This window comes from Pseudomonas serbiensis, from assembly GCF_030580745.1.
GTDB classification, from domain to species: Bacteria; Pseudomonadota; Gammaproteobacteria; order Pseudomonadales; family Pseudomonadaceae; genus Aquipseudomonas; species Aquipseudomonas serbiensis.
Genome location: NZ_JAUQOO010000017.1, coordinates 82,923 through 106,537 on the forward strand (window position 1 = coordinate 82,923; position 23,615 = coordinate 106,537).

17 protein-coding genes are annotated in these 23,615 nt (G+C 55.4%); 9 read left to right on the forward strand and 8 right to left on the reverse strand.

Annotated elements, in window-relative coordinates; all coding sequences use genetic code 11:
- Nucleotides 1–66 precede the first annotated feature (66 nt).
- Together ppa and Q6A51_RS20315 are read left to right on the forward strand one after the other, a co-directional pair.
- Complete coding sequence (ppa, locus tag Q6A51_RS20310) at nt 67–594, forward strand: inorganic diphosphatase (RefSeq protein WP_201007062.1); 528 nt, start codon at nt 67–69, stop codon at nt 592–594.
- Between the two features lie 344 nt (nt 595–938).
- Nucleotides 939–1,670, forward strand: a complete 732-nt coding sequence (locus tag Q6A51_RS20315; protein ID WP_200994476.1) for a LexA family transcriptional regulator — start codon at nt 939–941, stop codon at nt 1,668–1,670.
- A 257-nt stretch (nt 1,671–1,927) separates the two neighbouring features.
- Here the strand turns inward: Q6A51_RS20315 and Q6A51_RS20320 are convergent, their stop codons facing one another.
- The gene (locus tag Q6A51_RS20320) at nt 1,928–2,230 is read right to left on the reverse strand and encodes a hypothetical protein (protein WP_236249420.1); all 303 of its coding nucleotides are present in this window, start codon (nt 2,228–2,230) and stop codon (nt 1,928–1,930) included.
- A gap of 123 nt (nt 2,231–2,353) precedes the next feature.
- On the opposite strand from Q6A51_RS20320, the gene Q6A51_RS20325 reads away from it, so the two are divergent.
- Nucleotides 2,354–2,638, forward strand: coding sequence for a helix-turn-helix domain-containing protein (locus Q6A51_RS20325; protein WP_200986288.1), 285 nt, complete (start codon nt 2,354–2,356; stop codon nt 2,636–2,638).
- On the opposite strand, the gene Q6A51_RS20330 is transcribed toward Q6A51_RS20325, so the two are convergent.
- Together Q6A51_RS20330 and Q6A51_RS20335 are read right to left on the reverse strand one after the other, a co-directional pair.
- Nucleotides 2,595–2,918 (reverse strand): helix-turn-helix domain-containing protein, encoded by a 324-nt coding sequence (locus Q6A51_RS20330; RefSeq protein WP_236249419.1) that lies wholly within the window; start codon nt 2,916–2,918, stop codon nt 2,595–2,597. The genes Q6A51_RS20325 and Q6A51_RS20330 overlap by 44 nt on opposite strands.
- Nucleotides 2,915–4,234, reverse strand: a complete 1,320-nt coding sequence (locus Q6A51_RS20335) for a HipA domain-containing protein (protein ID WP_236249418.1) — start codon at nt 4,232–4,234, stop codon at nt 2,915–2,917. The genes Q6A51_RS20330 and Q6A51_RS20335 overlap by 4 nt, the downstream gene beginning before the upstream one ends.
- 869 nt (nt 4,235–5,103) lie before the next feature.
- Here Q6A51_RS20335 and Q6A51_RS20345 point away from each other — a divergent pair.
- The gene (locus tag Q6A51_RS20345; protein ID WP_201006955.1) at nt 5,104–6,102 is read left to right on the forward strand and encodes an Abi family protein; all 999 of its coding nucleotides are present in this window, start codon (nt 5,104–5,106) and stop codon (nt 6,100–6,102) included.
- Between the two features lie 228 nt (nt 6,103–6,330).
- Here Q6A51_RS20345 and Q6A51_RS20350 read toward each other — a convergent pair whose 3' ends face one another.
- From Q6A51_RS20350 to Q6A51_RS20365, 4 genes are all read right to left on the reverse strand, one after another.
- Nucleotides 6,331–15,600, reverse strand: coding sequence for a calcium-binding protein (locus tag Q6A51_RS20350; protein WP_304575581.1), 9,270 nt, complete (start codon nt 15,598–15,600; stop codon nt 6,331–6,333).
- 625 nt (nt 15,601–16,225) lie between these two features.
- The gene (locus tag Q6A51_RS20355) at nt 16,226–16,720 is read right to left on the reverse strand and encodes a DUF5625 family protein (protein ID WP_200986276.1); all 495 of its coding nucleotides are present in this window, start codon (nt 16,718–16,720) and stop codon (nt 16,226–16,228) included.
- A gap of 90 nt (nt 16,721–16,810) precedes the next feature.
- Nucleotides 16,811–17,311 carry a DUF5625 family protein gene (locus Q6A51_RS20360; protein WP_304575582.1) on the reverse strand — a complete coding sequence of 167 codons (501 nt, stop codon included), beginning with the start codon at nt 17,309–17,311 and terminating at the stop codon, nt 16,811–16,813.
- A 68-nt stretch (nt 17,312–17,379) separates the two neighbouring features.
- Complete coding sequence (locus tag Q6A51_RS20365) at nt 17,380–17,757, reverse strand: hypothetical protein (RefSeq protein ID WP_304575583.1); 378 nt, start codon at nt 17,755–17,757, stop codon at nt 17,380–17,382.
- 296 nt (nt 17,758–18,053) lie between these two features.
- Here Q6A51_RS20365 and Q6A51_RS20370 point away from each other — a divergent pair, with 296 nt between their 5' ends.
- Nucleotides 18,054–18,950: an EamA family transporter gene (locus tag Q6A51_RS20370; RefSeq protein WP_304575584.1), complete on the forward strand. Its 897-nt coding sequence runs from the start codon at nt 18,054–18,056 to the stop codon at nt 18,948–18,950.
- A gap of 70 nt (nt 18,951–19,020) precedes the next feature.
- The gene (yghU, locus tag Q6A51_RS20375) at nt 19,021–19,854 is read left to right on the forward strand and encodes a glutathione-dependent disulfide-bond oxidoreductase (RefSeq protein ID WP_304575585.1); all 834 of its coding nucleotides are present in this window, start codon (nt 19,021–19,023) and stop codon (nt 19,852–19,854) included.
- A gap of 121 nt (nt 19,855–19,975) precedes the next feature.
- Here yghU and Q6A51_RS20380 read toward each other — a convergent pair whose 3' ends face one another.
- Entirely contained in the window at nt 19,976–21,022 is a 1,047-nt protein-coding gene (locus Q6A51_RS20380) for a PDDEXK nuclease domain-containing protein (RefSeq protein ID WP_304575586.1), read from the reverse strand.
- Nucleotides 21,023–21,165: 143 nt separating this feature from the next.
- Between Q6A51_RS20380 and metC the strand changes: the two genes are divergently transcribed.
- The 3 genes from metC to Q6A51_RS20395 all read left to right on the forward strand — a co-directional run bounded on the left by metC (nt 21,166) and on the right by Q6A51_RS20395 (nt 23,555).
- On the forward strand, nt 21,166–22,338 hold the full coding sequence (gene metC, locus Q6A51_RS20385) for a cystathionine beta-lyase (RefSeq protein WP_304575587.1): 1,173 nt from the start codon (nt 21,166–21,168) through the stop codon (nt 22,336–22,338).
- 90 nt (nt 22,339–22,428) lie between these two features.
- Nucleotides 22,429–22,671 (forward strand): exodeoxyribonuclease VII small subunit, encoded by a 243-nt coding sequence (locus Q6A51_RS20390; protein ID WP_201006967.1) that lies wholly within the window; start codon nt 22,429–22,431, stop codon nt 22,669–22,671.
- Nucleotides 22,668–23,555 carry a polyprenyl synthetase family protein gene (locus Q6A51_RS20395; protein ID WP_304575588.1) on the forward strand — a complete coding sequence of 296 codons (888 nt, stop codon included), beginning with the start codon at nt 22,668–22,670 and terminating at the stop codon, nt 23,553–23,555. Before Q6A51_RS20390 ends, Q6A51_RS20395 begins: the two co-directional genes overlap by 4 nt.
- The last annotated feature ends 60 nt before the right edge of the window (nt 23,556–23,615 follow it).

A 23,615-nucleotide genomic window follows, 5' to 3' on the forward strand; every position in this document is an offset into this window, starting at 1 on the left:
ATAATCCGGCCCACTTTTTGGCGTTAATGCCAATATCTGTCTGGTCAACTACGGGGGCAAAACCCAATGAGCTACAGCAAGATTCCGGCTGGTAAAGACCTGCCGAACGACATCTACGTCGCTATCGAAATCCCGGCCAACCACGCGCCGATCAAATACGAAATCGACAAAGAATCCGATTGCCTGTTCGTTGACCGTTTCATGGCCACCCCGATGTTCTACCCGGCCAACTACGGTTTCATCCCTAACACCCTGGCTGACGACGGTGACCCCCTCGACGTGCTGGTCGTGACTCCTTACCCGGTCGCTCCAGGCTCGGTCATCCGCGCTCGCCCGGTCGGTATCCTGAACATGACCGACGACGGCGGCGGCGATGCCAAGGTTATCGCAGTACCACACGACAAGCTGTCCCAGCTGTACGTCGACGTGAAAGAGTACACCGACCTGCCAGCCCTGCTGCTGGAACAGATCAAGCACTTCTTCGAGAACTACAAGGATCTCGAAAAAGGCAAATGGGTGAAAATCGAAGGTTGGGGCAATGCTGACGCAGCCCGCGCCGAGATTCTGAAATCGGTTGCAGCCTACAAAGGCTGATCACCCGGTTCGCTGTTTCGGAACACCTGACCGGGTGTTCCGAACACCTTTCTGCAAAACGCTTCGCCCTCCTCGCCCCTCCTGCCTCGCACTCTCCAGAACATCAACAATAAACAAACGTATAAAAATACATCCCTCATTTAAAGTGCCATAAACAAAGTGTGAACCCTGCACAGTCGGTTTAGAGCAAAACACGGTGTTTATTTTAAATAACCGTATTGCGGAACATGCCTACATAACAACTGTTGCACCTGTAGGTCGCTAACCGTAAGTAATAAGGGAACAGCAGTATTTGAACACCCCGTTCATTTAAACGGATTCGCGAGCGCCGTAAACTCGGCTTCATGAATACATCAGGTGATCGACTACGCATCCTCCTGCGGGAGTGCCATCTTTCTGCGACGGACTTTGCAGCCAACCGCAAAGTCACGCCCCAGCACGTGAACAACTGGTTCAAACGCGGCGTACCCATGGCGCGGCTGGAAGAGGTGGCTGAACTACTGACCGTCAACCCCCGCTGGCTGCGCACCGGCGAAGGCCCCAAACACCCGACAGACTCCGCCAACGAGAACAATGGCGGCGACACCCCGATTACGCTTCACCAAGGACGAAGCCTGCTGCGCGGCGATGTGGAAATTCAGATCTACAAGGAAATCGAATCCACCAACAGCATCGGCAAGACCGTACTGGCCGAAGCGCCCGGACAAAAAATACGTTTGCCCATGCACGTGCTGCAAACCATGAACATCGACCCCAAGAACACCATGTGCGTCGCCATGATCGGCAACAGCATGGCCGACAAGATCCAGGACGGCTCACTGCTGGGCGTCAACCGCGACCTGACCCAGGTCATCGACGGCGAAATGTACGCCCTCGAACACGGCGGCATCCTGCGCGTCAGATACCTCTACCGCCTGCCCAACGGCGGCCTGCGCCTGCGCAGCCACAACAACAGCGAATACCCGGACGAACTCTTCAGCGCCGAAGAAATCGAGCGGGAAAACATCCGCATCCTGGGCTGGATATTCTGGTGGTCCACCCTCAACAGCCGCCGAAACGCCATGCTGCTGCGCTGAGTATCCGTATTTACACAGTGAGAATGTGTTTCAAGACTGGGCATTGGCGCAAAACATCAGTATCCTGTGGCCACCATTCGGCACAGGCTGCCCAGCGCGGCCCTTGCCACACAAGGCGAACGACACGTTCGGCTTGTTACCTCTTTAGCATCCCTTGCGGATGCACCTGTTGAAGGCGATTGCGGTTTACCAAAAATAAACCAAGACCGTCCCCGAGAAGCCGGCCACAAGCCGGCTTTTTATTTGCTTGTGAAAAGTCAGTCAATGATTCCCAGGCGCCTGCGTCGGGCGGACAAAGCTCGGCGAAACGAAATCTCCGCATACTCCATGAACAACCGCGCCAAGTGATTCAGCGCTTCCTCTTCCCCTTCACCACCCACGACAAAATCAAAACCCAGCGCACGCTTGTTCTGCTCAGGCAACTCTTCCCAACTGTTCATCAGGTAGGCATACATGGCACTGACGACTTGCTGCCTGGTCATGACCTGACGCGCCGAAAGGGTTGAGGATCTGAGCCTGCGAGGCTTGCGAGACAACAGTTGTGGTTTCTTGTTTTTCATACTGACTCCCTTGCACCCATACGTGCATATCCCTGGAAGCAGAAGCTTAAACCAAAAACCCATTTTGGGATAATCCCAAATCAGGTTTATTCAGGTGGCCGGACCATCAAACGGCACGCCTACGTGAAAACCATCCACAACACCCGCTATCAAGCCTTGCTCATGCTTTTGTTAGAGGCACGCGAAGCAGCCGGTCTGACTCAAAAAGAACTGGCAACCCGACTCGACCGCCCGCAATCCTTCGTTTCGAAAACCGAGAATGCCGAGCGCAGGCTGGATGTGATTGAGTTTTTGGAAGTGTGCAAGGGGATTGGGGTGGATCCATATGAGGTGCTTCGGGGGTTGGAGACTACGATCAGCACTCTTAACGCCCCACTCCCCCCAAATACTGACCCCGCTTCACCCTAACCGGACAAAGCTCAAGACCAAACGGCTTGAATACAGCGTTCATCGACTTGATGGTCTGATTACCTTCTTCATGCTCAATGTGCGCCAAGGTACGAATCGAGATTTTGCACATTTTTGCAAAGGTGCGCTGATCCAGCCTTGCCACCATTGTCCGGAGCATCTCCACAGCCTTGCCCATTGAAATTTCGCCATGCCCCAGCATGCTCTCAATGGAGCGAATGAGCTCTTCCCTTGTCATTGCGCTGAAGTTCTGGTCACTCATAGCGGCATTTGAATTCATAGAACACCCCAGGCTTGCATCCGGTCTTTGAGGTTGGCCAGCGGGATACTGGGGTGGTTCCAGATTACGACCGGAAGATCTGGCTGAAGGATTTCAGGAAGGTGAAGAAACAGTTTGGCGTCCTCCCTCAAGCGCTCATACAAGCGAGCGGGATGTACATAGGTCCCCAGGCTCATACAGGCGGCCTCCCAATTGATATTGTTGGCCAGCTCGATCTCTTTTGGCCATCGTGTCGTTCTGATAATCCCTTCGCGATCTACGGACATCGGAGCCAGGTCATAAATAGGCGCCAGTTTGAATCGCCCCTTCTCACGGATTATTGAAGTGTTCCGACCGTGATTGTCGGTGTTCCCTAATACCCGGTTGAGCAAGTCGCGGCGCAGATATTCAGAAATCAGATCATGGATCTCATCTTCCTGGCCCGCGCACCTCCAGATGCTTACGAGCATATCGATGACCTGAAGATGACTCATCTGCAACCAAGGTTCTGAAACACCGGCCAATGAATAAATGGACTCCACCGCAAAACGTTTAACGCCTTCAGGTGATATTTCACGATCAAAGCGCTTCATCCAGAGACTGGGCTTGCGGCCTTCGTTAAGTGCTAGCCCATCCTGCGAAACCGTATTCAACCCGAGTTGGTGAATCGCTTTGTAGTACAGGTACTCCGCGCGCAGGATGGCGACGTCTTCGCTCAGTGCCTGCCCTCTTGGAAATTTGATAAACCAGTGCTCAGCCGCCTCTGAATCCGGAAGCGATGCATCCGGGTAAAGCAGACCCGTTTTGTCTTCAGTCATCAGAATCTTTGGCGCAGCACCACCTGCCCCACTGGCACCTCCAATGGCTGCCCCTTGATCGTATGCGTAGTCGATGAACTCAGTGCTCAGAGCAATCACCTCTTCACGAGGAAATCCAAGGCGAGCGGACTGGTCAATCAGGTCTGCTGACTCTTTGATTCGCATGTTTCCGATTGGTGCTGGCGTACAGCGACCTAGCAGGAAGAGGTCCGTGGCCAAGCCCTCAGGCTTTTCCCCACCTATCCGCCGCATCAGAGAACTCTTTGCTGCACCCGCCGGCGAGATATCGTGAAGAAATGCTGGCGCGATCTTGAGTGTGTTGTCGTCAAAACCTACCGGGAAGTTGTAGCTGACCGCCGACTCATCCTGTGCCAGGACGTCGTTGATGTGGCGAACGATATAGTCACGGTCATATGCATAAGAACACGGCCCAAGGAAACCTTCCGCTGGCTCTCGAAAGGTGAGATGAAAAGCATTACGCCACTGGCCCTCATCGTGGATCTGGATTGTGAGCTGCATAACGCGCACCTGCAATATAGTGCAGATGATCATAGGGCACGGGCCGTTTATGTGCAATTTATTGCAGAAATGCAGCCCACCACAACCGCTAAAGTGCACTATATTGCAGATTCGGAGGTAGTGATCACCATAAGGTTAAGGGACACATGCCACTTGTGGGAGGCAGCTTGCTGGCGACGACTGATGAACAGACACCGCATATGTACTAGCCGGCATTAACCACAAACCAGCTTTTATTTGTCGGCTAAAAGTCATCCACCCCAAGCCGTCTGCGCCGCGCAACCAACGCCCGCCGAAACGAAATCTCCGCATATTCCATAAAAAGTCGCGCCAAGTGATTAAGCGCGTCCTCCTCCCCTTCGCAGCCCACGACAGAATCAAACCCAAGCGCACGCTTGTTCTGCAGCATGCGTTCGGTGGTTTTTCCTTCGGTTGATGACCTCGCAACTTGAAGCCTAGGAGGGACTGGTCACCAGAATCGATCGCCCACAATCCTTCGAGAATGCAGATCACAGATCTCGACGTCATTGAATTCATGGGCATGTGCAGGGGAATAGGGGCGGATCCGTATGTGCTGCTTCGTAACCTGAAAGCAAAGGCCGCCTATCCTTGAGAGACCGAGCGGATCTGGATACAGAAGACATATGCTCTTACACCAGAGCATTCGCCGTACGGTTGCAACACACTATGCTTGCTGACGCCAAACCAACATAAAAGACGGTCTACCCGTTCATCAATGCAGTGACAAAGACCTTGCAAAACAACGTAGCTGTGCCTAACCTCTCCCGCAACATACCCGCCATGCCTAGGGCTGCTTCGGCAGTTACGCACAAATTGAGCGGGTTTTTTATGCCCGACTGTTTTTCGGCATGAAGCCCTTTAGCAAGCCAGCCATTGATATTCCTGCCCAGTTGGATTTGCTCAAAAAGCGTGGGCTTACTATCCAGGACGAAGGCAAGGCGCATTGTTTTTTTGAGGCCGTCAGTTTCTTTCGCCTCACGCCTTACATGCGCCCGTTTCAAGTGTCCGAAGATGCCGAGCATGGTTTCAGGCCCGGTACGCAGTTGAAAGAACTTACTCGTCTATACGATTTTGACCGACGCCTGCGACTGTTGGTAATCGATGCGATTGAACGCATTGAAGTTGCAGCACGGGCCGCCATCAGCAACCACATGGGACCTAAATATGGGGCTCACTGGTATCTGGAGGTTCATTTTTTCCAGCGCACCTATCGCCATCAGGCACTGCTCGACAGCATTCGTAGTAAACAGGAAAAAGCGCATCAGGACCATTCGCGCGAATGTCAGCGCATCGATGCCTCCCAAGCATCTGATGCTCGCAAAACGCTACTCAAAAGCCTGCGCACCAAGGAAAGTTATGCGCGACATTACACACTGACTTACAACGCTCCAGACCTGATGCCCGCCTGGGCCGCCATGGAAGAGATAACCCTTGGTGAGCTCTCATACTTGTTCAAAGGTCTCGCACGCGATGCCGACAAAAAAGCCATCGCCCGACGCATGGCCTTGCCAGGACCACTTCTGCAGTCATGGCTGCATACCCTGACGACCATTCGCAATATATGCGCACATCATGCTCGTCTATGGAACCGAGAATTGGGCATCCGTCCAGAGCTTCCCAAAACAGTCAATTTCCCTTGGCCAACGTATTTACAACAACCAGGGCAACATGCACGAATGTTCACAGTGCTATGCATTCTCAACCTGCTGATGCGCCAAGTCAGCCCACACACCAGTTGGGATAGACGCTTGCATGAGCAATTGAATGAATTCGCCGACATCAATCTATCAGCCATGGGCTTCCCACCCGACTGGCAGAACGATCCGTTTTGGCAAATGCTCGATTAACCCTAATAGCCCAGAAAGCCTATGGCCTTTGCGGCGTATTGCACCCGCTGCGATGCACTTGGTAATCATTGCGAGCACGACTGCAGAAAGGCAGCGAAGGTGAAATACGGAATGCCAAACACAGACTCGATGTGATTATGTGTCGAAGATTTGAAGCCGATCCTGCTTCGCAGACAGGGCCGCTGTAACCAAGAGCAACCGCGCCCAAAGGCGCGGCTGCTTTCAGCCTTACTGCCAGTTAGCCGCAATCACGGCATTCAACGAGGCCTGGTAGTTTTCCGACAGCTTCACTTCTCCCGGTGCAGGAGGTGCGAAAGCCGCCATGGCTTCTACCAGTTGGTCAACCTGACTGGCCATCAGGACCTTGCCATCCGCCGTGCGGAATTGTTCGATCTGCTGGGCATCCTCCCAAGTGCCTTCGCCCCAGAACGACCATTTGGATACCGTCACCTTGTCGCTCGTGCCGATGACGCCGACTTCCAGATCCCAGCCATTCTTGCTGAACCACAGTTGGTCGGCAGCAATACCGCTCCCAAACTGCAGCACGTCAGTGTTGGCATCCGGGTCAAAGTCGTCGATGACGTCCTGGCCGCCGCCGCGCTCGAACTGGTAGAGGTCGTTGCCACGGTCGCCATACAGTCGGTCATTGCCCGTGCCACCGATCAGGGTGTCAGCGCCTGCGCCTCCGTTCAGTTCATCATCCCCGGCACCGCCCGACAGTACGTCGTTGCCGCCCAGACCATAGAGCTTGTCGTTGCCTGCAAGGCCACTGAGCGAATCGGCCACAGCATCATCGCCATAAAGCGCGTCATTGCCCTGGGTGGACGTGCCGTTGCTCATCGTCTTGATGGTGCTGGCATTCCAGGTGGTGCCGTCGGCGAACTGGATCTGTTCGATCAGGTTCGCGGTATTGGAGAACCATCCGGAAACCGTCAGCCTGTCGGTTGTTCCGGCAATACCGACATACAGGTCGTTCAGGCTACGGGTGAGCTGGATATCGGCAGGTTTGAGGCCTTCCGCAAGCTTGATCACGTCCAGGTTGCCGGCCGTGTTGTCGTAGTCGCTTATCCAGTCCTGCCCGGCACCGCGATAGAACAGGTAGGTGTCGTTGCCTGCATCGCCATAGAGGCTGTCATCACCGGCACCGCCATCGAGGATGTCCGCTCCGGCGCCACCATAGAGCTTGTCCTTGCCAGCGCCACCGTTGAGGGTGTCGTTGCCTGACAAGCCGTAAAGGGTGTCGTCCCCGCCCAGCCCGTTGAGAACATCGGCAACGGACTCTTCGCCTTGCAGGGTATCGTTGCCTTCGCTCGCCACACCTTTGACCATGGCTTTAAGGGCAGTCGCATCCCAGACGGTGCCGTCCACGAACTGGACTTGCTCGATCTGCGAGTCGGTGGAGTAGAACCAGTCACGAACGGTGATCTTGTCCGACGTGCCGATAATTGCCAGTTCGAGGTTGTCGCCCACACGCGAAGCCTTGATATCGCCCGGGCTGATGCCTTGTGCCAGCTTGATCACATCGATATTGCCGGAGGTCCAGTCACGGTCCGAGATCTGGTCCTGGCCACCGCCACGCTGGAACAGATAGATGTCGTTACCCGAGCTGCCATACAGCGAGTCGTTGCCTGCTCCGCCATCCAGCGTATCGACACCCGATCCGCCATCGAGCATGTCATCGCCAGCACCGCCAATGAGCACATCGTTACCGGCCTGGCCGTACAACTGATCATTGCCGCCAAGCCCGTCGATCTGCTCACCCGTCTCGTCGCCGTAGATCGTATCGGCCGCTTCGCTGGCCACGACCACCGACAGGCGCTTGAGGTCCGCGACAGACCAGACGGTCCCGTCAGCGAACTCGACGCGCTCCACCTGATAGTTGGAGCCGGTGTATTCGTAGATTTTCATCCAGTCAGTCGTGCCCTTGATGGAGAGCACGATATCCGACCTGTCACGCTTGACGATGATATCGTCAGGGGTGATGCCTGCCGCGACTTTGATGGTGTCGACATTGCCCGTGGTGGAGTCGAACTCGTTGATCGTGTCCTGGCCCATGCCGCGATAGAAAAGGTAAGTGTCATTGCCGCGAGATCCGCTCAGGGAGTCGTTGCCGGCACCGCCATCGAGAGTGTCATTACCGTCGCCGCCATCGAGGTAGTCGTTGTCGGCTCCACCATTGAGGGTGTCGTTGCCGCTTTCGCCGTACAGCGTGTCTCTACCGGCACCACCATTGAGTTGGTCGTTGCCAGCATCACCGTAGAGCCTGTCATCGCCATTGAGCCCATCCAGTACATCGGCTCCAACGTCGCCATACAAGGTATCGGCCGAATCACTGGCCACTCCCCGGGTCATGGCTTTGAGGGCATCGATATCCCAGACCGTGCCATCGGCAAATTCGACACGCTCTACCTGGTAGTTGATGCTGTTGAAGAAGGTGATCGACATTTTATCTGTCGTTCCCTTGATCGAGAGATGCAGGTAGTTGCCGTCACGATTCAGAATCACATCGGCCGGAGCGATATCGGCCGCGACCTTGATGGTGTCGACATTACCCACAGTCCAGTCGAAATCAGTAATGGTGTCCTGCCCCATGCCGCGGTAGAAACGATAGGTGTCATTGCCGAAATCGCCCGACAGCCTGTCGTTACCGGCACCGCCATCCAGAATGTCGTTACCGTCGCCGCCGTAGAGCCAGTCGGCACCATCGCCGCCGTTCAGTACGTCATTGCCAGCGTTGCCATAAAGGGTATCGTCGCCGCCCAGCCCGTTGATCGTGTTGGCCAGCGCATCGCCATTGAGGTAGTCGCCGCTCTGGGTGCCGGTGATCAAGCCGGTCTGCTCGCCGACCACGATGTCGAACACATCACTGACCACTGCACCTGCACGGTCCACGGCCGAAACCTTGACCGAGACGGTACCCAGGCTTGCAGGCGTGCCGCTGAAGGTGCGAGTAGCCGCATCGAACGTCAGCCAGGCAGGCAGCGACTTACCGTCGGCAGACTGCGCGGTGATGCTCAATGTGTCCCCGGCATCCACGTCGGTGAACGTCGCTGCCGGTAGCGCAAAGTTCAGGAGTGTGCCTGCGGTTGCAGCCTGGTCGACAATGGCCTTGGCCAGGACCGGTGCATCGTTGGTATTGCTGATCCGCACGTCAAAGCTGTCGCTGACGGACAGGCCGGCCTTGTCGGTCGCGGTGACGCGAATCGACAGGTTACCCACGGCGCTGTTGTCCGGCGTGCCACGGAAGGTACGGGTGGCAGCATCGAAACTCAGCCAGGCTGGCAGAGGTTTGCCATCCGCCAGGGTTGCACTCAGCTTCAGGGCGTCACCGCTGTCTGCATCGACAAAGGCGTTGTTCGCCAGTGTCAGGACAAAGCCGCTGTCTTCTGCCACGTTCTGATCGGCAATCGCCTGTGCGATGGTCGGTGAACGGTTGGCCTGGGTCGCCAGCGTGGCGGTGTTCCAGACCGTGCCATTGGCGAACTCGATGCGCTCGATGCTGTGACCACGGGCAGCGGTCCAGCCGGAAATGATCTGCTGACCATCGTTCAGGCGCAGCACCATACCTTGCGCGGTGTGATCGACAGCGACGTCGCTTGCGTTGATGCCCGCTTCAAACGCAATGGTGTCAACGCCACCACTGGCATCCAGGTCTTCATTGATCAAGTCCTGGCCATGACCGACACCGAACACGTAGCGGTCATTGCCCTTGCCACCCTGCAGGAAGTCATCGCCCGCACCGCCGTACAGGCGGTTGTCGTGCTCGTTGCCGAACAGTTCGTTGGCCTGCGCGTTACCCGTGGCATTCAGGGCGGAACCGGACAAGGTCAGGATCTCGACATTCGCCGCCAGGCTGTAGTCGACCGTGGAAATGACCTTGTCATTACCAGCGTCGGCATCCTCCATGACCACATCGCCGATGTGATCGACAAAGTAAGTGTCATTGCCCAGGCCACCGATCATCAGGTCTGCGCCCTGGGCGCCGTCGAGACGGTTATCGCCGATATTGCCGCGCAGGATGTTGTCGACGCTGTTGCCCGTGGCGTTGATGCTGGCGCTGCCGGTCAGGTTCAGGTTTTCCAGGTTGCTGGCCAGCGTGAAGGAAACCGAGGCATTGACCGTGTCCGTGCCCTGACCTTGCGACTCGACGACCCGGTCAGAACCGTCATCGACCACATAGGTGTCGTCACCCAGACCGCCGATCAGCACATCGGAACCTCCGGCACCGTCCAGCACGTTGTTGGCGCTGTTGCCCACAATGCGGTTGGCCAGTTCATTGCCGGTGCCATTGATAGCCGCATTGCCCAACAGTTGCAGGGATTCGACTTCACTGGCCAAGGTATGACTGACACTGGACTTGACCAGGTCATAGCCACCGCCCACCACTTCCTTGATCACGTCACCGACGTTGTCGACGATATAGGTGTCGTCGCCTGTCCGTCCTTCGAGAACGTCCGCACCGGCACCGCCATCGAGGGTATTGCCGCCGGCGTCGCCGATCAGCAGATCGTTGGCATCAGTACCGCTAAGCAGCACTTTGGGCTCTGCAACTGCCTGGCCAAAAATGAAGTTGGCAGCGGACAGTTGATTGACGGTGACGCCTTTGAGGGTCAGGTACTGAGTGCCACTGGCCATCGCTCCCAGCCAGACTCTCAGGTATTGCTCGCCATCCACTGTCACCGAACTGAAGTTCAGCTCGGCAAAGCTGTGTACCGCACGGATCTGTGACAGGTCGATTTTTTCGGCTGGATTGGCCACCTCGAAATCGTCGATCAGGTTGGCCATGATGCCTTGGGAAGCACTCGCTTTGAGGTCTTCGACCACGACAAAACGATCATTCCCGGCACCGCCAGCCACCGAGGCTCCGGTGTGTGTAGCCGCACCACCGAGGTTAATGTTCGGAGCCAGCAACGTGGTGGTTGCGTAATCAGCGATACCTTGATCGCCCTCAAGATAGAGGACATCGTTACCGGCATCGCCTCCGAGATAATCCAGCCCGGCACCGCCGTAGAGCACGTCATCACCTGCCCCGCCACGCACCACATCATTGCCTTCGCCGCCGTTCAGGGTATCGTTGCCGCCGACACTTGATGACGTGGAGCTTTCACCGACCAGGACATCGTCACCCAGACCACCGGTTATCACATCGGCTCCCGTGCCACCGAATACGCGCTCGCCGCCATCGTTGGCCCAGTACAGAACCCCATTGGTCGTGTCCGGCAGAATCCGCTCGGTCACGCTGCCATCAAGCCCGAAACCAAAGCCGGAGTAACGCTCCAGACGGCTCAGGCTCACACCTTCCGGTACATGCACGAAGCTGCTCAGCGTCAGGCCCTGGGACTGCACATTTTTAAGTACCAGGACTTGCCCGTCATCCAGCGTCAGCCGCGTGTCCGCACCTTGCTGGCTGATGCCCATCGTCGAATACACGTCCGGGCCGAAACCGGACAGAACGATTCGGTCGGTGCCGATGACGAAGTCGGTCAGGGTATCGACGTCACCCGCATTCTTGTCGATCACAAAATAGTCGGTGTCGGCACCACCGGTCAGGGTGTCATTGCCCTGCCCTGCGATCAGCGTGTCGATGCCAGCGCCGCCCGACAGCAGATCGTCGCCACGGCCACCCGAAAGATGGTTATCCGCAGCGTTGCCGGTCAGCGAGTCGCCAAACTCACCGCCGATCAGGTTTTCGATCTGGCCTGGATTGGTAATCGTCAACTGGGCACCGGCGAGGGTCGCCTGGCCTTTGGAAAGATCGATGACGCTGGCACTGGCTATCGCCGCGGCATTGATCGTGTCTACGCCACCATCGGTATCGTTGAGCACATTGCGCCCACCCGCAGCGGCCAGCTGTGCATATTCATTGGTATACACATACTGGTCATCGGACGTACCGCCCTTGCCATAAACGTTCATGCTCCAGCTATTGAGTGTGCCGGTGTCGCCGGTGACCGTATCGATGACTTGCAGCGTCCAGTTGCCCTGCGCCATTTCACCCCGCAGAAGCGCCGTGTCGAAAACGTAATTCAGGGTGGAACTGCCAGCGAAGTCGGCGTCACCACGCTCGCTCGCCGCGCCGCCAGGCGCCTTGCCCGGACGGTTCATCAGAATGGATTCAGTACCGGACGGCGAGATCAGCTTGAGGATCAGGTCACCGGGTCGGGAATGCGTCAGGCTGACTTTGACTTCAACATGCTCGACAGAAATACCGGCGTTACCCAGGGTCAGGGAATGGCTGATGCCTGCGCCCTGTCCATCAGTGATTGCACGGTTGAGGGTGCCGGAGTCCAGAGGCTGGTTCAGGCTGAATTCATTAGCGAAGGTCTGCTGGGTATTCCAGGTTTCGGCCAGACGAACCGCCGCGCGGGCATCGACTTCGCCATAACCATAGTCGTGGCTGACGTGCATGCCGCCGCCGTTCCAGTTCTCGCTTCCGTTTTCCTGCCACGAGGTATCAGGGTCAGCTACCTTGCGAGCCGAAAGCGCCAGGATCTGCTGGACGTCGCGATACCCCAGCTCAGGGTTGGCTTCGAGCATCAGTGCCACGATGCCGGAGACGATCGGCGCGGCAAAACTGGTGCCTTGCGAAACGCTGGTGTCGGCACCGAACGTGGAGCCATTGTCGTTCTGCACCAGACGCGAAGTGGAGGTCACGTTCGAGCCCGGCGCACTGACCAGAATGCTGGCGCCCGGGCTGGAAAACGGCTTGCCGCCAAACTGGAGAGCTCCCAGGTCGGTGGTGGCATTGATCGCGCCGACAATGATACTGCTGCGGCTGTTGGAGACGTTCGAGTAGTTGGTGTTCCCGCCTTTCTGCCGATCGTTACCGCCTCCTGTGACAATCACGGTCCCCAGCCCGTCACGCCCCTCTTGCAGGGCCTGACGATGTGGCGTCGGCAGCAGTCCCAGTTCGGCCGGGGAAAACTTCAGGTCGAAGGGAATGCTACTCCCCCAACTGTTGTTCACCACGTCATATTCATGCATGTGGGACATGGTGCTGAAGTCGTCTTTGTTGACCCAGTAACCAGCAATCGTGGCGTCATAAGCCACCCCCACACTGCCTTCGCCATTGCGGGAGGCGACCATCACTCCAGCCACCAGAGTGGCGTGATCGCTGAAGACGCCGCCGCTGCCTTCGCCCGCCATCTGTCCCGGCGTGGCATTGGCCAGCCAGTTCTTGTCGATGTTGTCTTTCAGGTCGGCATGACGGTAGTCGAGCACTTCCTTGGTCGTGCCGAAAGGGCTGGTGGTTTCGATCTGGGCAATCCTGACGCCCTTGCCGGTGTAATCCTTCCAGACAGGGAGAATATTGGCCTGGGACAGATACCATTGATCGGTCACCAGTGGATCGTCAGGCAGATCCGAGGTCTTGAGGTACACCGCAGCGCGCATCGTCGCGCTTTCACCGGTTCCCATGCTGATAACCGTACCGGCCTCATTGCCCTTGGCGTCGGCAACGGTGTACTTGAAGCCCATGATGCCGGTAAAGGTTGCATCCGGCGTAAACAGCACATCGCCAGCCTGAGTCACGCTGGCCGTACCACCCACGACATCGAACAGTCCGGTGATGTGCAGCGCATCATGCTGCCAGTCGATGTCGTTCTGCAGCAGTTGTTCCTTGCCGATCAGATGCGCACTGGTACGCTCGAAAGCCGCACCGGCCTTGTCGTTGCTCAGGACATCCTTGACCAGCAGAGGGTTCTCGATGCCTTCGCTGGTCGCGCTCGGGATCTCGACCAGCTTGAGGTTCTTGAAGTTGATCTTTTCGATGTTCTGCAGGAAATCTGTGCCGTCGCGCCCTGCAACGGTGTCGCTGATCCAGACACCTTCTGCCGTTCGTGTCAGACGATAGTCGGCAAAGTCGCCGGACAGTTCGATGACGTCCAGGCCGTCACCGCCATCAATCACATCATCGCCCGCACCACCGATCAGTACATCGTCACCGGCACCGCCGTTGAGGTTGTCGTCATCCTGACCACCATCGATGAGGTCGTTGCCCAAGCCACCCTGAATCCGGTCATTGCCACGATGCCCGCGCAATACATCGTTGCCGGCTCCGCCCAGAATGACGTCGTTACCATCTTCACCCGACAACGCATCATTGGCGTACCCACCGATGAGTACATCATCGCCGTCGCCGCCGCGCATATAAACCGTGCTGGACCCGCCCCCGATGAAGGTGTCATTGCCACGACCGCCTTGGGCAATCTCCACACCGGCATCTGCCAGGTTGAGATAAACACCTTTATCGCCCAGGACCTGAACGATATCGGTACCGTCCCCTCCATGGATATTCTCGGACAGGTCGTCGCCATCGATCAGTAGAACATCGTCTCCGGCACCACCGTAGAACGTATCGCTACCCTGGCCACCGGCCAGCCAGTTGGTCTGGGCGTCGCCTTGCAACACATCATTGCCAGAGCCGCCAGTCGCATTGTTTACGCCTTTCGATGCCACATCGATATGTTCACCCGTGGAGGATGAAGAGGCATAACCGCTTACAGGGGAAACCTCTCCTCCCCCCTGCGTTGAGATGACAGTACCGGTGCCACTTGCCGTAAAAACGTGACCGTTGGGGTTGGCCAGGAAGTTGGCGGCGATGGCTTCTTTACTGACGCCATTCTGAACAAATGTCCCTCGTGCCAGCACTTCGTTACCGTCACGCACTTCGCCGCTTTGAGCCACGCTGTTCAAGTTGATCCGGGTAATGCCCAGCTCTGCCAATGACTTCAGTTCGCTCTTTTCATTGGCGTCCACCGAGCCATTACCATTGGCATCATCCCAGCTCTTTCCGTCGTGGTTGGCATCGACCCAGACTTTGACACTCGACCAGGCATCGTCGCGGTTATCGAAAACACCGTCAGCATTACTGTCCAGACTCGCCAAGGCAGTGAATCCGTTCGAGAAGCGTTTTTCTCCGGCATTACCGCCTGTGCCCGCCACACCACCGAAATATTCGGAAAGTGTCTCGCTGATGTTGTCGATCTTGCCATTGGCATTGGAGTCCACCACAACGATGCCGTCTTGCGGGCTGACCCAGCCCGTTTCCTCAAGACTGCCGCCATCGTTATCGGCATCGAACAGTACCGGTGCTCCAAGATAATCCGTCAGTCTTACGCCATCACCATTAAGGTCCAATACCAGCGGATCGGTAGGCAACGTCACACGGGCACGTGCATCGCCCGAATTCAAAAGTGCAGCCAGTGTGCTGCCATACGTCATGCCCTGGGTCGAGTTACGCAGGCTGAAATCAAATACATCCTTGACGGTGTTGACGTTACCCGGACGATAACCATCAGCCAGAATCTGCGTGGCCGCATTGGTAAAGGTGTTATTTATCCAATTGCCCTGATACTGGTTTGCATTGAGTTTATCTGCATAGTAAGTCAGGTTCCAACCGCCACCACTGGCGACCAAACCCTGGGCAACTTCAGCGGCTGCCGCATCGTGATCCACGGATTCTTTGTATTTGATTCCAGAAGCAAGATCGGTACTCAATGAGAAATCATTGTTTACCATACCACCAGCTAGGTCATTGGCATCTAGCCACAAGCTGGTTTCACTACCATCGTAAACAAATCCATTTTTATGCATATCTCCAATAATTATTTGAGTCCCAAACCCACCAAGAAGCGCATTAATATTATCATCATTAAATTGCGGAACAAGATCACCTTGCTCCCCCTTTGGATTGTATCCGATAGCCTTCAATGAGGCATATACAAAATCCACACAACTATTAGTCAATACATTATAATTTTTTGGATCAAACCCACCGGATGCGGGGTTATCCGAAAAGGCCATTAATGACTCATACTGCTGCTCAGTCAGCTTTACAGTTACTTCATAAACAGTTTCCCGGTATGCCTGATTATCATCATAGACTACGTTACCATCACCCTTTAACTGCCCAAGAGCCGAGGCAAAACCGAAACTCTCGCTATTTTCACCATCACTAACGCTATACCACATATGCCCGCCGACAGAATCGACCTTGTCCCCCGCCTTATGATCCCCCTTATCATGCTGATAAACATAATCCGCCCCTATCTCAGCGACCTTGTACGTAACACTGTAAGTCTTTTCCATTTCCGAGTCCTTTCTCTCTCAATTTAAAAAGCACTTAAACCTTGGGGTCATAATAAGAAAATCCCACATACCCTTCAGTACCTTCAAACACCTTAACCCCCTCTACAGTCAAAACTTCAAAATCATAATCACCTGGGGCGAGGGCAAAGCTTTTTACATCTCTAACCTGAGTAGACTTATAAACGCCTTCGTATTCAAAATCTTGACCTGCACTAATCCCACTGGTCACCAAAACCTCATCAAAAAATGGTTTACCGTCCTTTAGAATTCGCAAGCGAATTGGAATAGGCGTTCCTCTTTTATCACCTCTGCCCCATAATATTTTTTGCCTATCCATTTCAGCTTTACTTTTACCCCACACAAAAAAAAGAGCAACTCTATATCCACCATTCTCTGAAACCCTAAACTTCGCGACAGCAGATTGATTTGACAAAGAAACGTCGATAGGCTTTACTATCCAAACTTTCTCTGAACAACCCGTTAAAAAAACACATAAGATCAGAGCAAAAAAAACCTTAAAATATGACATAAACACATCTCCTCTTTTGCAGTGACTTTACTGGCAACACCATAACTCTCATCCATTCTCAAACCCTTTACCCCAAACTTTAGAAAACCTTTAAACCTTGGGCCCATAATAAGAAAAAATCACATAACTCTCATCACCACGAAACGCCTCAACCCCATCCATAGTAAAAATCTCAAAAGAATATTCCCCAGGAGAAAGAGCAAAGCTCTTCACCTCTCTAGCAAGCGCAGACTTATAAACCCCGCCATATTCAAAAGCATGACCAGAGTCAACACCTCCCGTTAATAAAATCTCATCAAAAAACAATTCATTATCCTTTGTAACTCGCAAACGAACCGGAACTAGAGTCCCCTCTTCCTCAAGACCAGCCCTCCCCCACAACTTTCTTTGCCTAACCACGTCCAGTTCACTTTCACCCCATACGAACAACAGAGCAACCCTGTATCCACCACTCTCTGAAACCCTAAACTTCGCGGCAGAATATTGATTAGGCAAAGAAACGTCGAAAGGCTTTATTATCCAAACCTTCTCTGAACACCCCGTTAAAAAACCGCACAACAAGATCACCAGAAAACCTTTTAAAAACGACACACCCAACTCCTTTTCCTATAAAAACTAACTATTAAGAATAAAGTTCAAAAGAGACGGCAACTCGCCCATTAAGAACCTGCTCCAGAAACAAGAATCAACATCAGAAACAGCCCATGAAAAACAACCGAAACTACAGATACCCACAGACCGGTCTTTTTGATAGATTTTATATTTCTCAACCGTCCGACAAGAGCCAAAGCACCTCCCAGCCAACCGGCCTGCGAAAACGCAAAGACCTCTACAAGAAACATCACAAAGTTCCAGCCACCACCGACTGCATGAACCCAGACCAGATAGCAAAAAGCAGAAAGCGGAACACTGCAGCCCCAGATAAACAGAGAGGCCGCATGTTCGGGCTTAAATTTTATGGCGATAAACGTTGAAAGCAGCAATCCCAGATAAATATATCCATCCAGGCCTGCGAGAAAAATCTTGAGCCCATCCATTGGTATCCCGCTCCCTGGGTGTGCAGCCACTGACCTTTAGTTGCCGCTAAAAAGCAACTAGCGCCTTCCTCCGTAATCGTCGAAAAGGGTCGTTACTTTGCTGACTGCCACTATAGAAGCACTAAGCCAGCAAATGTATAGATTCCGATACATTACTTCAAGTCAAGTTTTTGCTCACAAAACAGGCAAATAGACCATTTTTCAGGCATAAATCTTTCTGACTGCCACAAGACCGGCAGGTCAGAGTGCATTAACCTGCCGCTGTAGATGACTCACACGACCAGGAAGTCCCCCGAATGAAACTCCACCACCTCCTCCTCGCCATCCTGATCACCGCAATCTGGGGCCTCAACTTCTCGGTCATCAAGCTGGGCCTGACCTCGGTAGACCCGTTCATTCTGGCAGGACTGCGTTTTGCGCTCTGTGCGCTGCCGGCGATCTTTTTCATTCCAAAGCCTGATGTACCGTGGCGTTACATCATCGGTTACGGGCTGATATTCGGGATTGGGCTGTGGGGTCTCGTCAATCTGGGGATCAAGTCCGGGCTGTCGGCGGGGATCGCTTCGCTGGTTTTGCAGTTCAGTGCGTTTTTCACGATTCTGTTGGGTGCCTGGGTGTTCAAGGAGACGGTCACCCGTTATCAACTGGCCGGGATTGGCGTCGCGCTGTGCGGGCTGTTGAGCATTATTTTTATCGTGGATGGCTCGGTCACGGCGACCGGGCTGATTCTGGTGCTGTTGGGTGCGGTGGCCTGGAGTGTTGCAAACATCATCAATAAAAAGGCCGGGACCAAGCAGGTATTTGCCTTTCTGGTCTGGTCCAGCGCCTTTTCGCCGATTCCACTGTTCCTTCTGGACTACATCGTCAATGGCACCAGCGGCTATGTCACGCTGGTCAACCAACTCGACCACCGCGCCGTACTGTCGATTCTGTTTCAGGTTTATCCCAACACCTTGTTCGGTTACTGGGTCTGGAATTCATTGCTCAATCAATACCCGGTTTCCACGGTTGCCCCGCTGTCGCTTCTGGTGCCTATATTCGGGATTCTGGGCTCGGTGGTGATTTTTGATGAAAGCCTGTCGCTTATAAAACTCCTTGCCGTGATGCTTATCGTGTCGGGTCTGGCTGTTGGTCTGTATGGTCAACGTATCAGTAACGCCTTGTTCGCTCGCTCCAATCGTCCGCTGGCTTGATTGATGGCCATGAACAACAGGCAACGCCACCAGTCGAAATAATCACGCTCAACCATTACGAGGTTCCCGCATGAGCAATACCCCTTACACGCCGCCAAAGGTATGGCAGCCTGCTTCATCCGGCGGTGCCTTCGCCAATATCAACCGCCCCACTGCCGGCCCGACCCATGACAAGGAACTGCCGGTAGGCAAGCATCCGTTGCAGCTTTATTCGCTGGCTACGCCCAATGGTGTGAAAGTCACCATTCTGCTTGAGGAGTTACTGGCGCTTGGGCACAGCGGTGCCGAATATGACGCCTGGCTGATCAAGATTTCGGAAGGTGATCAGTTCTCCAGCGGCTTTGTCGAGGTCAATCCCAACTCCAAGATTCCAGCGCTGCTGGATCGCAGCCAGGAGACGCCGGTGCGGGTGTTCGAGTCCGGGTCGATCCTGCTTTATCTGGCGGAGAAATTTTCCAGCTTCCTGCCCTCCGATCACGCAGGCCGCACTGAAACCCTGAACTGGCTGTTCTGGCAGATGGGTGCTGCGCCGTATCTGGGCGGCGGGTTCGGGCATTTCTATGCCTACGCTCCCGAGAAGAACGAGTACGCCATCAACCGTTTCGCAATGGAGGCCAAGCGTCAGCTTGATGTGCTGGATCGTCGCTTGGGCGAGAGCCGTTATCTGGCCGGTGACACTTACACCATCGCCGACATAGCGGTCTGGCCGTGGTATGGCGCGCTGGTACAGAACAGTGTTTATTCCGCAGCGGAGTTCTTGTCCGTGCATGAATATCCGAACCTGCTTCGCTGGACAGAAGAGATCGCCGCACGCCCTGCCGTTATACGCGGCAAGAAGGTCAATCGCACATGGGGTGATGAAGCGGATCAGGTTCCAGAACGGCATCAGGCGTCTGATTTGTAGGAGTGAATTTATTCGCGAGAGGCCCGTGGAAGCGATAGATTTTCTTTGGGCGTATCGCGGATGAATCCGCTCCTACATTTTCAATGCCGATCAGTTTTGTTTATGCATCAACTGATCGGCATCATGACTCCAGAGTATCCAGCTCATCAGACAAGGCCGCTTCGATCTGAGCAATACTCGGCAGGCTTTGTGTCAATGTCTCTGGCAAGTCTCGCAGTAACTGATATTCCGCGACGCCCATTGGTTTGCCGAAGCCGGATAAAGCGTAATCCGCTACCAGGCGGTTGTGCTGTCTACACAGCAACAGCCCTATGGTGGGCTTATCATCGTCAGCCTTGATCTGCGCATCGACAGCCGCCAGATAAAAGCTCAGTTGCCCGGCGTGTTCAGGCTTGAATGAAGTGGCCTTGAGTTCTACCACCACATAGCATTTGAGTCGCGTGTGATAGAACAGCAAGTCGATGAAGAACTCGTCACCCGCCACCTCCAGCCGGAACTGACGTCCTACAAATGCAAAACCGGCTCCCAATTCCATCAGGAAACGGGTGATGTGTTGAATCAGACCATTCTCGATCTCTCGCTCCCGGGCGTCATTGCCCAAGCCAAGAAAATCGAACAGATACGGATCCTTTAACACCTGCCGGGCAAGAGCGGAATCATCGGATGACAGGTGCATGTCGAAGTTGGAGACGGCCCCACCCTGACGCAAGTGCAAGCGGCTCTTGATATTGGCTTCCAGAGTGCTGCGTGACCAGCCATGCTGGACGGCTTGTGCCGCGTACCACTCTCGATCTGCGGTGTTATTCAGCTTGGTCAGCAGGGTGACGATGTGGAACCAGGGTAATTGGGCAGCAGGCTGCTGCCCAAATTGACAATCAGGGCAATGAAGCGCGAAGAACGCCATGTACTTGAGGTTACGGTTTGAAAAGCCGCGAACATCAGGAAACGCATCTGAAAGGTCAGATGCAAGTCGCTCTATGATCTTCGCGCCCCAGCCACGCTGCGTTTGCCGTTGCCTGATATCCAGACCAATCCGATGATAAAGCATCACCAGCTCACTATTAACCGCCAGAGCCGCACGCTGTCGCGCCCGCGTGATGTCACCCTTGAGCGACTTCAACCAATCGCTATAGCCCTCAGGCTGAACAGACGTCGTACTATTACCCACAAATCACCTCTTCTATCGCTCAAATACAAGAGGCAGCGCATGATAATCACCCGTGACGTCAGGCTGTATGCAGGATGCTTCTGAATCTCGTGTCTCCTGCGTAGCAAGCTGAAATTCTTTTACCCAGTAGTTCGGAGCCTGCAATGCCCCAAGACAAAGACCCTCTCGCCCAGACTGCGTTGTCCCAAGATGGCCGTAGTGCCAGCAGCGGGCCGGGCATTGCGGTGAACCCGCCGGTGGTACGCATGAGCACGGTGTTGTTCGACAGCCTGCAAAGCCTGCGTGAAGCAGAAGCGCGGACTGCGGGCCCGGATCGTTCGCTGACCTATGCGGCCAACGGCAACCCGACGGCATTTGCGTTGCAGGATCTGGTCTCGAAGCTTGAAGGCGCGCATGGCACTTGCCTGTACTCAACCGGCCTCGCGGCGGCGGCGCAGATGTTTCAGGCATTTCTGCGGCCCGGCCAGCATGTGCTGATTACCGAGGCGGTATACGGCCCGGTTCGGCGATTGGTCAGGACGTTGCTGACGGCCTTCGATATCGAATTCGATTACTACACCGCCGACGGCAGCAATGTGGAGTCGCTGATCAAGCCCAATACACGCATGATCTACGCCGAAGTCCCTGGCTCGCTGACTTTCGATATCTGTGACCTGCCCGCCTTGTCGCGGCTGTGCAAGGCACGCAATCTGCTGCTGGCGGTGGATAACTCCTGGGGTTCGGGGGTGCTTTTCAAGCCGCTGGAGCTGGGAGCGGACATCTCGTTGATGGCGTTGACCAAATATATTGCCGGGCACTCGGACGTCATGATGGGCAGCGTCAGCACCACCGAAGAGCACTGGAAAACCCTCAAGACCATGAACACTGCCGTGGGCAATACCGTGAGCCCCGACGATGCCTACCTCGTTTTGCGCGGTGCCCGGAGCCTGGCGGCACGCATGAAGATGCACGAGCACAATGCACTTCAAGTCGCGCAGTGGCTGCAAGGCCATGAACAAGTCGCTCGCGTCCTGCACCTGGCGTTGCCGGAAGATCCGGGGCATGCCATCTGGAAGCGGGACTTCCATGGCTGTAACGGCTTGCTGAGTTTTGAGTTCAAGACCGCCGACCGTCAGGTTCTGGACCGGTTTACCGGTGCCTTGAAGCTGTTTGGTGTCGGTTATTCATGGGGCGGTTTTGAAAGCCTCGTCTCCGAGGTGGATCACTATGGCGCGCGCGAGCAAGCTCTGCCGATGCTGCGCCTGCAAATCGGCCTGGAAAACCCCGATGATCTGATCGAGGACCTGAAAGCCGGATTTGCAGCCGCTCTGAACTGACAACCCGCGACTCAGGTCGCTCAAGCGTTTGCCCCACGGCTGCGGCTCTGCTAGTGTCGCGCCGGTTTAATCTCCACCGGGAATGCCGCCATGGCCCGCAAGAAAGCTGCACTGGATTTCGAACAATCCCTTACCGATCTGCAAACGCTGGTTGAGCGTCTGGAGAATGGTGAGCTGTCGTTGGAAGACTCATTGACCGCTTTCGAGCAAGGCGTGCGCCTGACACGTGACTGCCAGAATGCCCTGGCCCAGGCCGAGCAGAAGGTGCAAGTGTTGCTGGAGCGCGACGGCGAACTGGCCGAAGAGCCTTTCGATGCGGAACAACCCGAATGATCGCGAGCTATCAGGCGCAAAGCCAGGCTCGCGTCAACGCGGCACTCGAGGGTCTGTTTGAAGCACCTGGCCCGGAGCTGACCCGTCTTTATGCTGCCATGCGCTATAGCGTGATGAACGGCGGCAAACGGGTACGCCCGCTGCTGGCATACGCGGCCTGTGAAGCGTTGGGCGGTATCGCTGAAGACGCCAATGGCGCGGCCTGTGCGGTCGAGTTGATCCATGCCTATTCGCTGGTGCATGACGATTTGCCCGCCATGGACGACGACGATCTGCGTCGCGGCCAGCCTACAACCCACAAAGCCTTTGATGAAGCCTGTGCGATCCTGGCGGGCGACGGGCTGCAAAGCCTGGCGTTTACCGCCCTGCTCGACCCGCGCCTGACGTCACAGGATGCCGAAACCCGCTTGCTGATGGTCAGCACCCTGGCCCAGGCCGCTGGCCCGGCCGGCATGGTGGGCGGGCAAGCCATTGACCTGGGGTCGGTAGGCTTGAAGCTCGATCAAGCCGCACTGGCGTTCATGCATCGGCACAAGACCGGTGCGCTGATCGAAGCCAGCGTCAGGCTCGGCGCGCTGGCCAGCGGTCATGCCGATCAAGCCCGACTCGACGCACTGCAGGTCTATGCTCGCGCTATTGGTCTAGCCTTTCAGGTACAGGACGACATTCTCGACGTTGAAAGCGATACCGCTACTCTGGGCAAGCGCCAGGGTGCCGATATTGCCCGTGACAAACCGACTTATCCCGCGTTGCTTGGCCTGGAACCGGCCAAGGCCTATGCGCTGGAACTTCGCGATCAGGCGTTGAACGCGCTGCGACCATTTGACGCAGCCGCAGAGCCGTTGCGGGAGCTGGCGCGTTACATCGTCGAACGCCGCAACTGACATAGCAGCCGAACGTCAGACCTGATGAATCAACGACGCTCGATCAGGTCTGATTCATTA